Genomic DNA, 14,179 nt, shown 5'->3' with positions numbered 1-14,179 from the left:
CACCTAGCCTATCTTATTAAAAGATATTTTTATTTATCTATATGAAAAAATCTAGGTTATACCTAGATTTTTACAACATGTTTGGCTTGCATTCCACGTTCGCTTTGATAAAGTTCAAATTCTACTTCTTCACCTTCATTCAATGTCTTGTAACCATCTTGTACAATTTGACTATAGTGAACAAATATATCCTTTCCTTCTCCACGATCAATAAATCCAAACCCTTTTTCGGCGTTAAACCATTTTACTTTTCCACGCATTCAAAATTCATCCTTTCCTTGGTACATTTCTAGTATATTGGATAGTGGCTAAAATAGTGAGTTTTTTCAATCGACAAAATTATCATCATATCATTATGTGTCGAATCCGGTCTGCAATAAAATCGAATACTAAGTAAAAGAATCATCATTTAGAAATTTGTGGCGGTATTTGTTTACTTGAAAGAATAAGAATTTCAATAGAACGCGGATCATATTGTTCAACTAAGGACAAGGCTGCTTGAAGTGTATGTCCCGATGTTATCACATCATCAAAAATAATAACTCTTTTATTTTTGAGCAAATGTCCATTTTTCATCTTTAACACCTTTTTAATTTGACTTCGATCTTTTTGCTTCGTTTGTTTGTAATTGGACGTTTTGTATAAACCATTAAAAATTTGAAAGCCTGCTTCTTTCATTATGGTTTCATTGGGAGCAAATCCTCGTTTTTGATTATCTTGATTACTACTAGGAAGAACAACAACTAAACGATGGTGTCTTTTTAAATCATGAACAAACGGTAAGAGAAACACTGACTTTAATGCTATATCTCCCAAACCTTTATATTGGTATAATAGTTGTCTAAAGAAATCATTATAATGATAGAGGATTGTTAATGGATAGTGATGGAAGTGCCCGTGATAGTCACATATTACAAACTGATGCAAACACTCACAACATATTGGTGGTTGATATATTAGATGAAATAAGTCTACACTTTGGTTTAAATCTTGATTACATATTAAGCATTGAGTGCTTTTATTTCTTTGATACATTGTCTTATTTCCTTAGTTTTAAAATAACTTAATATGATAACCTCACCCTCATTAAAAGGAACAACCCTTCCCACTCTGCCAGCTATTTGAACCAATGTTGGACAATCATAAATTGGATGAGCACCTTTCATAACAATAACCTGTATATTTTTTACTGTCATCCCTCTTTCTAGAATTGTGGTCGTAATTAATGCATCATAAAGATTCTCTTTTAATAATTCTAAATGATGCTTGATATTTTCAGTTTGAGAGGATACACCATAGACTTTAAATCCCACAACCTTTAAAAATTTGACAACAGGTTTAATATCTTTGATTGTTGGTACAAAGATCAATGCTGGTTTTTTAGATGCTCGATATCGCTTTAACAACTTCATCATCATGAAATAACTGAAAATATCAGGAACAACAATACTCTTAGGTACTGGTAAATCATGACCATGATAGCGTCGTTTTAATAAAAGATCACTTTCTTGATTCGTTGCTGACATCATAACATAATGTCCCTTTATGCTCGTCTTTAACATCGCTTGTAATTCATTATTTCCAGCATAAGGAAAAGCATCAAATTCGTCTAGGATTAACAAATCAAAACAATGACGATAACGAAATAACTGATGCGTTGTACAAATAATAAACTGCCCATCCACCTGCTTTGAATGTCCCCCATACACAATCACAGGTTTAATGCCAGTAAATTGTTTTTCTATCCGCATTGCAAGTTCTTGAGTTAAGGCCTTTCGTGGTGTTGTAAAACATACTTTATGTCCTTGATTTAAAGCATATTTAATAACTGGATAAATCATCTCTGTTTTGCCTGACCCCGTCACTGATTTAACAACGGTATCTTTTTTCTTTTGATACCGTTTTAAAATTTGAAAAGCAATGCGTTTTTGTTCTTTCGTTAGTTCATATTGTAAATGATAATCAACATTTTGGTTAGGATAAGTAAGTTGAATAGAAGTTTCCTGATGACCATAATGAATACATTTTCGACAATAATAACGATCTTGAATTTGATAAAAATATTGAGGATCTTCATTTAAACATCGTGGACAAATCATCTTCATCACCCATTTATATTGTAAAACAAAAGGACACAAAAAGTGTCCTAAATATGTGCCATGTTTATTTAGCTTTTTTCTTTGTTCTTAATTCACTACGATAATCAATTAAATCAGAATAAATAAGTTTAATTGTTTCATAAACCCAATCCATTCTTTCTTGAGGTATATGTGATTTAATATAATAAGCTAATTCCTTATGAAATTGATTGTGAACTTCTAATGCTTTTTCTCCTTCTTTAGTTAAACGAAGATAGAAAATTCTTTTGTCTTCATTTGATCGTTCTTTGACTAAAAAGCCCTTTTCGATAATCTTTTTAACTGCTGTTGTCAATGTTCCTAAAGTGATATTCAAATGATTGGCAACTGCTGTCATTGAAGGAACTTCTTCTTTACTTACCGCTTCAATAACATGCATTTCACTCATTGATAATTGACTATATTCACTTTCTCTTAAATAAAGATCTTGAATATCTAATGTTGTATTAACCAAATCCACAATAAGTTCCACAGTATCTGTCTTTTTATCCATAGCTTACCTCTTATATCTATTATCCTTGATATTTCTTAATATATTGATAGCCAATACCACCAATTCCCATATGAGCTCCTACAACTGCCGGTAACTCACGAACTAAAATATCACAATCACCTAAACGGCGAATTAATTCATCTTTCATTTCATTAGCAAGTTTTTCATTTAAAACATGTTCAATAGCAAAAATATAATCTTTAGCATTAACATGACAATCATTAATCATATGATCAATAATCTTTAAATTTGCTTTTTTAACTGTACGAACTTTATCCAAAGTATCAATTTTTCCACCTAAATCATAATTAAGCTTCATAATCGGAACAATCTTTAGTAATCCTGCAAGTAATGCTACTGCTGGAGTAATACGTCCTCCTTTTTTTAGATGTTCTAAATTAGGTACCATAATAATCGTTGCTGACTCTTCAACCATTTGACGTAAAATATCACCTATTTCTTCTGGCTCTTTTCCTTGTTTAGCAAGCATTGCTGCTGTTTCTACCAAATAACGTTGATTACGTGCAGTTCCTTTACTATCAACTAATGTCACTGGAATATCTGCCATATCACAAGCCAATTTCATCCCATTTAAAGTAGAAGATAAACCTGTCGCTATAGGTAAAGCAATGACATGTTCATATCCTTGAGCCTTAATTCTTTCAACCGCATCATGAATGACTCCTGTCGATGGTTGAGAAGTTAATACTATAAGGTCTTCTTTTTCCATTGTTTCAAATACAGTTTGACTATCAATTTCTATTCCATCTAAATAACCTTTATTCTTCATTGTTATTGTAAGTGGACAAACAAATATACCTTCATCCTCATTTTTTCCTATTGGCAATTGACATCCACTATCAGTTAAAATTGCAATTTTTGTCATACTCAACACCTCTTCTTTATTTATAATAGCAAATTCCTCGTCAATTTAAAAGAAATATGTGTTATCATTATTGCGATGAGGTAAAATTATGAAATCTGTAAATCAAATAAGCGAATATCATTTAATAATAAAAAAATCTGAATTTATTTGTACATTAATTCCCTGTGATGATGAAAATAAAGTCACAACAATCATTAATGAATATAAAGAAAAATACCATGATGCCTCGCATAATTGTGTTGCTTATATTGTTGGTTCTTCTTTAAGAGCCAATGATGATGGTGAACCATCAGGTACTGCCGGTTTGCCCATGTTAAATGTATTACAAAAACAAGAATTAACTAATATTATCGCTATTGTAACACGTTATTTTGGTGGCATTAAATTAGGTGCTGGTGGACTTACAAGAGCTTATAGTCAAGCTGTAAGTGAAGCATTAAAAGAAGCTGACATTGTAGAAAAAGAACTTGTTGATATCTATGATATCACCATTGATTATCATTATACGAAAAAGTTTGAACATTTATTAAAAACATTAGATATAGATTGTATGAATAAAGAGTATCTAGATCAAGTAACCTATCGTTGTTATATTCGTGATTTTAGTTTTTTTGACACTATTCAAGATTTAACAAGTAATCAATATAAAAAAGAGTTTATTAAAAAAGAATATGTAAAAATAAAATAGTTCATCCCATTGTCACAATAAGGTTTATAATAATATTGAGGTGATTAAAATGTATGAAATAGATAAAATTTATCGTCGACATGTTCATCATGAACTTGCTTTAATCAACGAACAATACAACCTTTTAAATAAGGAAATGGTCGAAGCTAAAATCTTATCCTTTTTAAGTGAATTAGGTCATGTAGGTGAAGAATCTCAATGTTATAGTTTTTGGGATCATTCTAAACATAGTGTAGAAGACTTAACAAGTGCCTATATGCAAGGTTTGCATATGTTACTTTCGATTGGTTTTGAATTAAAGGTTGATCATTTAAAAGATGTCAATGAATTAACTAATCATCAATCTTTAAGTAAAAGATTTATTGATCTTTATCAAACAGCCTTAAAATTAAACCAAACATATCAATTCACAGACTTTCAAGATTTAGTTGATGACTACTTAACATTAGGTTTTGCATTAGACTTAGATATGCATCAATTATTTGAAACTTATTGTAATCAATATGAACAAAAAGATTAGCCAAGCTAATCTTTTTATTTATAATTTTTTTAGAATTTGAAAATTCACTTTTGAGTCACATAAAAGCGTTATAATAACACTAATTCAAGGAGGAAAGAAAATGAAATTTAATGAAAACTTTTATTGGGGTGGCGCTGTTGCTGCCAACCAATGTGAAGGTGCCTGGAACGTAGATGGACGTGGTATGGCACGTACTGATGTGACAACAGGAGGTACTGTCAATACACCTCGTATGATTACTTTTATTGACAAAGATGGAAATAAACAAAAAGTACCTAACAGCCATAGTTTTAAATTACCAGAAGGTGCTCATTTTGCTGTTTTCGATGATGAATTATATCCTAATCATGATGGTATTGATTTCTATCATCACTATAAAGAAGACATTGCTTTACTTAAAGAAATGGGATTTAAAATGTTTAGATTATCTATTTCTTGGTCAAGAATTTATCCTACCGGAGAAGAAGACACACCTAATCAAGCTGGATTAGACTTCTATCGAAATGTCTTTACTGAACTTAGAAATGCTGGTATTGAACCTCTTGTTTCAATTTGGCATTTTGATACACCACTTGCATTAGAAGAAAAATATGGTGATTGGCAAGATCGAAAATATATTGCTTTCTATGAAAAATATGTCACAACAATCTTTAATGAATACAAAGGACTTGTAAAATACTGGCTAACATTTAATGAAATTAATAATACCATCAATTTCTTACCAGACGATGCCAGTGATGAACAATATCAAGAAGCTTATCAACATCTACATTATCAATTTGTAGCTAGTGCCAGAGCTGTTCAAATTGGTCATAAAGTTGATCCAGAAAATAAGATTGGTTGTATGATTTGTGGTATTACATATTATCCACTTACATCAGATCCTCAAGATATTTTATTTAATCGTTCTAAATGGGAAAAGGGAATCTTCTACTGTGGTGATGTTCAATGTAAAGGAAAATATCCAACTTTCGCTAAACGTCTATGGAAAGAACACAATGTACAGTTAGATATCACTGATCAAGATTTAGAAGATTTGAAAAATGGTACAGTAGACATTTATACATTCTCTTACTACATGTCACAAGCTGTGACAACTCATCCAAATGATGATACAGTAGGTGGTAATATGTCATTTGGTGTACGCAACCCTTATTTGACATATTCAGATTGGGGATGGGCTTTAGATCCTCAAGGTTTAAGATATTATCTAGAAATGATCTATGATCGTTATGAAAAGCCTTTAATGGTTGTAGAAAATGGTCTTGGTGCTTATGATACTGTTGAAGAAGATGGAAGTATCCATGATAATTATCGTATTGAATACTATCGTGAACATATTAAAGAAATGGCTAAAGCGATTGAAAATGGCGTAGATCTTATTGCTTATACAACATGGGGATGCATCGATTTAGTATCTGCCGGTACTGGAGAGATGAGAAAACGTTATGGATTTATTTATGTCGATAAACATGATGATGGTACTGGTACAATGAAACGTATGAAAAAAGATTCATTCTACTGGTATAAAAAAGTGATTGCCAGTCAAGGTGAAGATTTAGACTAAAAAAACACGCATTGCGTGTTTTTTATTTTGTTATCATTTGTTTATAATTCATGCCATATAAACTAGCAAAACGTTTCATCGTATATTCACCAGAAGCAAGTTGTTCTTGTGTTGGTGCACAGCCTTGAAAAACAAAATACAAATCTTTTCCTTTTAATAGATTTTCATCTACATATCCATAAAAACGATCTAATAAATTACGAATCGCTCCTGACATACTATGCCAATAAAGTGGAGAACCAATCACAATTGTATCCGCTTCTTTCATCTTATCAATGACTTCATTAAATTGATCATCATCAAATTTTTGTCCATAACTATATATTTTATAATCAACTAAATTCAATGTTTGATACTCTTTTCCCTTTAAAAAATGACTTGTAAGAGCTACTGTATTCCCATCTTTATTAGGACTTCCATTAATAAATAATATACTCATCTTAACCTCCTAATGTCCACCAAAAACATTAAATTCCATAGAATCTAATTTGTCATCAATTGTTTTAATTTCTTCTTGACTTAATTCTATATTTCCTGCTTCATAGTTTGATTTTAATCTTTCAAGTTTTCTAGATCCAGGAATAGGAATAATAAAATCATATTTGTTCATCATCCAAGCTAATGACATTTGAGCATTTGTTGCATGATGTTTTTTACCTATTTTAGAAACGACTTCTAATAGTTCATTAGTCTTTTTAATACCTTCTTCACTATATTGTGGCATATCAACCCTAAAATCTTGTTCTCCGCTACCAAAATCTTTAATAGATTGATAAGCTCCTGAAAGTGCTCCATTAGCAAGTGGTGAAAAGGCAACATATGTAATACCTAATTCTTTACAGACAGGCATCAAATTTTCATGCCATCTTGCCATCATTGAATATCTGTTTTCAATAACTGTAACCGGACAAATCGCATGCGCTCTTCTTAAATATTCTTCATTTGTTTCCGAAATACCCCAAGCCTTAATTTTACCTTCTTCAATTAATTCTTTCATAACACTAGCGACAACTTCAGGTTCCACTTCAGGATCAATACGATGTTGATAATAAATATCAATATAATCTGTTTGTAGTTTTTTTAATGATTCTTCTATTGATTTTCTTATTGTTTGAGGGCTGCTGTCAAATTCTAAATGATCGCCCATATGTTTAACTCCAAATTTAGTGCATAAAATTATATCTTTTCTAAATGGTTTAATGGCTTCTCCAACAACTTCTTCATTATAAGCTATACTTCCATCCGGATTAATTCCTGTATAACATTGTGCTGTATCATAAAAATCATAACCCATATCATGAGCCTTTTGTAATATTTCTACTGCTTGTTTTTTAGGAAGTGGTATCCCACTAGCATGAGTTAATCCCATACAACCAAGTCCTACAGCATTAACATATATATCTGTTTTACCTAATCTTACTTTTCTCATTATTTTCACCCTTTCTTTACTTCTATTTTATTCACTTGTTATTTAAAAGTACAATATCAATAACGTAATCTGCTATAACATAAATGAATAGTAAAAAAGTGGCCTAAAGCCACTATTTATTTTTTATGACTGTTTCTAATAATTGATTGACACGTTCTAGCCATTGTTCACCTTTTGGTAACATGAGAATAATTTGATTATTTAAAGCCTTAAATTGTGGTTTTGTGAATAATTGATGACATAGCATAAATAATTCATCACCAGCTATCTTATTCGATGCTTCTTTAGTAAATTTAATTCTTAATTGATCTTTATAATCTTCTACTGATTCAATAGCTTGATGATGCGCTAAGATATCTAATTTACGCTTTTCAATCAGTAATTCAACCTCATGAGGCAATTTTCCATAATAATCAACAAAATCACCTTTTAAAGAAACAAGTCCCTGCATATCTTTGACTTGATCTAAACGTTGATACAATTCTAACTTTTCATAATCGCTTTCCACATAGTTTTCAGGAATATAACCATCAACTTGAATAGGTAAAGTTTTTAATTCTTCTTCTGGTTTAGTTTCAATACCCTTACGTTGGTTAATGGCGTCTTGTAAGATTTTCATATACATTTCAAAACCAATATCATCAATGAAACCAGCTTGTTTACCACCCAAAATATCACCAGAACCACGAATGGATAAATCACGCATGGCAATTTTATATCCACTACCTAACTCTGTAAATTCTTTGATAGCTTGTAAACGTTTCATGGCTTCATCATTCATCATCTTGTTTTTAGAATATAATAAATAGGCATATGCCCCTCGATTACTTCTACCAACACGACCTCTAATTTGATATAACTGTGCTAAACCAAAATGATCTGCATCTTCAACAATAATTGTATTTGCATTAGGAATATCTATTCCGGTTTCAATAATTGTTGTACAAACAAGTACATTGAATTCTTTATTCATAAACTTTAACATGACATCTTCAAGTTCATCTTTATCCATTTGACCATGTCCTACAGCTACTTTTGCATGTTCAATAGTAGAAGCAATTTTATAAGCCACTTGATTAATATCTTGAGTACGGTTATAAAGATAGAAAACCTGTCCTCCTCTTGCTAGTTCTCTTTCGATGACTTGTTTAACTAAAACATCATTTTTTTCAATTACATAAGTTTGAATTGGTAAACGATCTTTAGGTGGTGTTTCTATTTGTGATAATCCTCTAATTCCCATTAAAGACATTTGTAAAGTTCTTGGAATTGGCGTCGCTGAAAGTGAAAGAACATCTATTGTTTCTCGATATTCTTTAATCTTTTCTTTTTGTTTAACCCCAAAGCGTTGTTCCTCATCAATAACCAATAAACCTAAATCTTTAAATTTAATATCTTTAGAAAGAATACGATGTGTTCCGATAACAAAGTCTATCGTACCATCTTGAATTCCTTTTAAGATTCTGTTTTTTTCTTTCGTTGTTGTAAATCGATTCAATAAAGCAATCTCTACTGGAAAATTTTTAAAACGTTCTAATGCTGTTTTATAATGTTGCATTGATAAAATGGTCGTTGGACATAAAAAGGCAACTTGTTTTTGGTCTAAAATAGCTTTAAAAGCACCTCTTAAAGCCACTTCTGTTTTCCCAAAGCCAACATCTCCACATAATAGACGATCCATGGGTTGTGGTTTTTCCATATCTGCTTTAATTTCATCAACACTACGTTGTTGATCTGGTGTCAGTGCATAACCAAATTCTTTTTCAAATTCTATTTGCATTTCATTATCTTGGCTAAAAGCAAATCCTGGTTGAGCCATTCTTTTAGCGTATAAACTAATCAACTGTTCAGCAATATCATCAATTTTATTCTTAGCTTTTTGTTTAAGCTTACTCCATTGACTACTTCCTAAAGCATGAAGTTTAGGTACTTTGCCATCACCACTGGCATACTTTCTAACCAGTTTGAATTGTTCAACCGGAATATAAAGGGTATCATCTCCGGCATAGGCAACATATAAATAATCCTTATGGAATCCCTTTACTTCTAATGTTTTAATTCCCAGATACTGACCAATACCATAACTATCATGAACAACATAATCACCAATATTTAATTCCTGATAGTCTTTGATAACACGGGCACCTTTGTATTTAACATATTTTCCTTTCTTTACTTCTACGTGACCAAATAATTCATAATCAGTAAGAATAATGATTTTTTCATCAACTAATTCAATACCTTGAGATAAATTACCTACATACATATTAATACCATCATAGATTTGATTGTCATTTCCAATCAGTGTATAGTGCATTTCATGACGGTCAAATAATTCTACCATAAGTTGAAGTTGATGTTTGTTTTCTAAACAGATCAAAACCCGATTATCTTTTAAATAATCTTTAATTTGTTGAATCACTTTTCCTTCTTTAGAACGATCAAACATCAGTTGATGACTATGAAATAAAACATCTCCCTCTTTTGCTGAAATAGACTCAAAACATATATATTGATCACCTATCACTTGATAAAAATCTTGATATAAATGAAGACCTCTGACAACCTTACCTATTGAAGCAAGTTCTTGATAATAATAGTGGTTTTCAGAAATATAGTTTTTCATTTGAAAATTAATTTCATTTTGATGAGAAAGAATAATAAGTGGATGATCCAAATATTGAGCAATACTGGTCACATTTTTAAATAAATGATAATAAGCATAGTTTGTTGCACTGGTATCATGATTACGTAAATTTTCAATGTCTAGTTCAATCTTTTCATTAAGCTCATCATGATAAAGTTCATCCATACTTGATAATTGTTTTTGGGCTAAATCTTTTATTTTTGTAATGACCGGATTGACTTCTTGATCATCATATAAAATATCACTAGCAGGAATAATTTCAACTTCGTTAATTTTTTCTACTGTTCTTTGAGTTTTAGGATCATAAAAGCGAATATAATCAATTTCATCATCAAAGAATTCTATTCTGACTGGTAAATCATATTGATTAGAAAACACATCTATAACCCCACCTCTTTTAGAGAAATAAAGAGGTTGATCAACACGATTGGTTCTTTGATATCCAGCTTGAATTAAAAATTGTTGTAATTCATAAATATCTAAAGTTTGACCAACTTTAATTTTTTTACAGTATTGTTTTAAAATATTTTTACTAGGAACATAGCGCATCAAACCATGAACGTGGCTAATAAGTAAATGATGTCCCTTATTTGATAATTGATAAAGTGCATTAATACGTTGACTTAAAAGCTGTGGTGAAGCAGCTAGGCTTTCAATACGATAAGATTCATCAACGGGATAATAAACTGTTTCTTTTATAAGTTTAGAAACTTGTTGGTATAGCAAATTTGCCTCATATTGATTTTCTTTGATAATCACAATATCTTGATTCAACGATAAAAAAGCGCATGATATTAATAGCGCTTCATCTTGAATATGATTAACAACTAAATTTTTATTTTTAGCTAATAGAGCTTGAAATGCTTGATTAGCTTTTAATATATTCAATAACTTATCCATAATAACCTCTAATTAAATTGATTCATAGCGTGATGAAAATCATGTTCTAAACAATCTTCGATTGCTTCTACAGCTTGATGAATTCCTTGATCAATGAAAGGCTTTTGTTCCTTAGTAAACTTACCTAAAACATAGTCTACTACAGGAATCACTTTACTTCTTTCAATTCCCACTCGAATACGCTTAAAATCTTGTCCACCAACATGACTAATAATACTTTTAATACCATTATGTCCACCAGCGCTTCCTTTTTCTCTTAAACGTAATTTACCAACAGGCATATCTAAATCATCATAAATAACAATAATATCCTCTCTCTCTATTTTATAAAAATCCATCACTTGTCTTACTGATTCACCTGATAAATTCATATAAGTTTGTGGTTTAAGTAAAATAACAGCTTCACCTTGATAGTTTGTCTTTACATATAATCCTTTAAATTTATCTTGGTTGATATTTACATTCCATTTATTTGCCAGTTGATCTAAAACCATAAATCCGACATTATGTCTTGTCCCCTGGTATTGATTACCAGGATTTCCTAATCCAATAATTAACTTCATATTCTACCTCTTCAATCCAAATATTTTCATTGAAATTGCTGATAACTGGTCTCTTGAATCATTATCATTATAAATAATATCATATCCAGCCATATCATCAATTTGATAACTACAATAAGAAGGATTAATATAAGCAAAGATTTCCTTATATATTCCCACATCTTGTTTAACACCATATCTTAAAACTTCATAATTGATATGTTTCGCACTCACATAACGATTCACTTCTTCTTTAGTTTCATAACCAAAAGCAATATTTTCTTTTCTTAAAGAAATTAACTTCTTGATTGTATCAATACTATAACGATTTTTATCCAGTAATGACCAATCCACTTTATTAATATCATCTAGACAATTATAAGTATTTCCTCTACCACCCTTACTGCGATAGAATTCTTGTCCACAATGAATAAAAGGAATCCCTTGTGATAACAGTAAAGTCATATTCATCATTAACTGTCTTTTCTTCCTTGTTTCTTCATTTTCTTCTTGATTACAAACTAATAATTTATCATAAATCGTCGCATTATCATGACATTCTAAATAATTAATACTTTGAACTACTTCTTGATAACGCATCGCTTTCATACATTCACCACTAATTTCACAGTTATACATATTACCCGTAAAATAACCTTTTTGAGCTAATGACTGATCACCACTGCCACCCTTTAATGTATCTCTAAAATAATCATTAAAGAAACCAATAGGCACTAATTTATCGTGATTATCCTGCATTCCTTTTTCTTCATTATCAAGGGCTGTATCCATATTCCAGCCTTCACCATACATCATAAAATGACGATCAATATCTTTTCCTTGACGATAAACTTGATTTAATGTTTCTACATCAATAATTCCCATTAAATCAAATCTAAATCCATCTATACCATATAATACTTGCCATCTTTTACACATATCTTTAATATATTGTCTTACCATCCATGCTTTAGTATTTAAATCATTACCACACCAAGAACCATTAGATAGTTCACCTTGATCATTTTTTCTAAAATAATAACCTGGAACAATTCTTTCAAAAGCACTGTCATTAACATCATACATATGATTATAAACCACATCCATAATGACACGAATGCCTTTTTTATGCAGTCCTTGAACCATTTCACGACATTCTTGAATACGACTATAACCATCATGAGGATCTAAAGCATAACTTCCTTCAGGAATGCCATATTGAATGGGATCATATCCCCAATTATAGAGTTGTTTTTGATGTAATTCATCTACTGTAGCAAAATCAAAAATAGGCATTAATTGAAGATGTGTAATTCCTAATTCAACCAAATAGTCAATTCCAGCAGGATGACCACCCGGTGTTTTTAGTCCGGATTCCACCATTGATAAAAACTTACCAGGATAAGTAGCGTAAATACTTTCATCCATCGTAAAATCGCGTACACTTGCCTCATAAATAATGGCATCAGTTTTTCTTGAAATGTCTGGCAAATCCTCTTTATATAAAGAATCATCAAAACGGTCAATATCCACAACAACACTTGCCTGATTGTTTTCTCTACTTCCATAAGCATAAGGATCAACGGCTTCATGAAAACATAAGTGATGTTTAACAAGATAGACATAAGTCTTATTATCTAAATCACCATCAATAATCACCGAAAAAACACCATGCTCATTTCTTTTCATGGTATAACATTGGTTTTCTACTTTAACCATGACTTCTAAGGCTGTAGGTGCCCATACTTTAAATAATGTTTCATCAGGAGTATATGTTGCTCCTAAATCATGTCCATGATATTGGAATACTTCATCAAAACGAGGCATATTCACTAACTTTGTATATTGTAATGTTTCACTTAATCCATAGCCATCAACCACTTGATATTGATGATATAAATTAATCTGTACATTTTCAAAATAATAATAATGATCTTTTTCATCTTTTCTTTCTGATACAATATTCATTGATATTAATGAACCATTATTTAAATCTCTTAAATAGAAATTCGTACACATTCCTTGATAATAATGATTAGAATACTGAACTTCTATTTTATCTAGATCAATCAAATAAGCTAACATCCTTGCTTTATATTTTTCCATCAAACCGCCTCGTTTCTTTACTTATAACCTCATTTACTATTAGTCGCTAATAAAGAGTACTATAAAAGTACTCTAGTTAAATTATTTGTACTATGTCCACTACTATTAATATATACTTTTTCTTTTCAAAAGAACAGTATAAATTTTAATATCCATTATTTATTATATTCATATTATGTAAAAAAATACATCTTACAAGTTTCCTTGTAAGATGTATGGTATATTAAAATATCTGTAGCTTAGAGGTCCGCTTTAAAATATCG

13 protein-coding genes are annotated in these 14,179 nt (G+C 30.6%); 3 read left to right on the top strand and 10 right to left on the bottom strand.

Annotated elements, in window-relative coordinates; translation table 11 throughout:
• Positions 1-62 precede the first annotated feature (62 nt).
• From DWZ53_RS06065 to DWZ53_RS06045, 5 genes are all read right to left on the bottom strand, one after another.
• A complete protein-coding gene (locus tag DWZ53_RS06065; RefSeq protein WP_118432805.1) occupies positions 63-260 on the bottom strand; it encodes a cold-shock protein in 198 nt (65 codons plus the stop codon).
• 145 nt (positions 261-405) lie between these two features.
• Positions 406-1,035: a ComF family protein gene (locus DWZ53_RS06060; protein ID WP_118432804.1), complete on the bottom strand. Its 630-nt coding sequence runs from the start codon at positions 1,033-1,035 to the stop codon at positions 406-408.
• Positions 1,002-2,099, bottom strand: coding sequence for a DEAD/DEAH box helicase (locus DWZ53_RS06055; RefSeq protein ID WP_118432803.1), 1,098 nt, complete (start codon positions 2,097-2,099; stop codon positions 1,002-1,004). The genes DWZ53_RS06060 and DWZ53_RS06055 overlap by 34 nt, the downstream gene beginning before the upstream one ends.
• A 64-nt stretch (positions 2,100-2,163) precedes the next feature.
• A complete protein-coding gene (locus tag DWZ53_RS06050) occupies positions 2,164-2,631 on the bottom strand; it encodes a MarR family winged helix-turn-helix transcriptional regulator (protein WP_118432802.1) in 468 nt (155 codons plus the stop codon).
• A 19-nt stretch (positions 2,632-2,650) separates the two neighbouring features.
• Positions 2,651-3,517: a DegV family protein gene (locus DWZ53_RS06045; protein ID WP_118432801.1), complete on the bottom strand. Its 867-nt coding sequence runs from the start codon at positions 3,515-3,517 to the stop codon at positions 2,651-2,653.
• Between the two features lie 88 nt (positions 3,518-3,605).
• Between DWZ53_RS06045 and DWZ53_RS06040 the strand changes: the two genes are divergently transcribed.
• The 3 genes from DWZ53_RS06040 (at position 3,606) to DWZ53_RS06030 (ending at position 6,292) form a co-directional block, all read left to right on the top strand.
• Positions 3,606-4,205 (top strand): YigZ family protein, encoded by a 600-nt coding sequence (locus tag DWZ53_RS06040; RefSeq protein ID WP_118432800.1) that lies wholly within the window; start codon positions 3,606-3,608, stop codon positions 4,203-4,205.
• Positions 4,206-4,254: 49 nt separating this feature from the next.
• Entirely contained in the window at positions 4,255-4,725 is a 471-nt protein-coding gene (locus DWZ53_RS06035; protein WP_118432799.1) for a dUTP diphosphatase, read from the top strand.
• A gap of 100 nt (positions 4,726-4,825) precedes the next feature.
• Positions 4,826-6,292 (top strand): family 1 glycosylhydrolase, encoded by a 1,467-nt coding sequence (locus DWZ53_RS06030; protein ID WP_118432798.1) that lies wholly within the window; start codon positions 4,826-4,828, stop codon positions 6,290-6,292.
• A 22-nt stretch (positions 6,293-6,314) separates the two neighbouring features.
• On the opposite strand, the gene DWZ53_RS06025 is transcribed toward DWZ53_RS06030, so the two are convergent.
• The 5 genes from DWZ53_RS06025 to pulA form a co-directional block, all read right to left on the bottom strand.
• On the bottom strand, positions 6,315-6,731 hold the full coding sequence (locus tag DWZ53_RS06025; protein WP_118432797.1) for a flavodoxin family protein: 417 nt from the start codon (positions 6,729-6,731) through the stop codon (positions 6,315-6,317).
• 9 nt (positions 6,732-6,740) lie between these two features.
• On the bottom strand, positions 6,741-7,721 hold the full coding sequence (locus DWZ53_RS06020) for an aldo/keto reductase (RefSeq protein ID WP_118432796.1): 981 nt from the start codon (positions 7,719-7,721) through the stop codon (positions 6,741-6,743).
• 112 nt (positions 7,722-7,833) lie between these two features.
• On the bottom strand, positions 7,834-11,268 hold the full coding sequence (gene mfd, locus DWZ53_RS06015) for a transcription-repair coupling factor (protein WP_118432795.1): 3,435 nt from the start codon (positions 11,266-11,268) through the stop codon (positions 7,834-7,836).
• Positions 11,269-11,276: 8 nt separating this feature from the next.
• Positions 11,277-11,831, bottom strand: coding sequence for an aminoacyl-tRNA hydrolase (gene pth / locus DWZ53_RS06010; protein ID WP_118432794.1), 555 nt, complete (start codon positions 11,829-11,831; stop codon positions 11,277-11,279).
• A gap of 3 nt (positions 11,832-11,834) precedes the next feature.
• Positions 11,835-13,916 (bottom strand): type I pullulanase, encoded by a 2,082-nt coding sequence (pulA, locus tag DWZ53_RS06005; protein WP_118432793.1) that lies wholly within the window; start codon positions 13,914-13,916, stop codon positions 11,835-11,837.
• Positions 13,917-14,179 lie beyond the last annotated feature (263 nt).

The organism is Coprobacillus sp. AF33-1AC (assembly GCF_003475785.1).
Lineage (GTDB): Bacteria > Bacillota_I > Bacilli_A > Erysipelotrichales > Coprobacillaceae > Faecalibacillus.
This window is presented reverse-complemented; position numbering and strand designations above follow the sequence as displayed.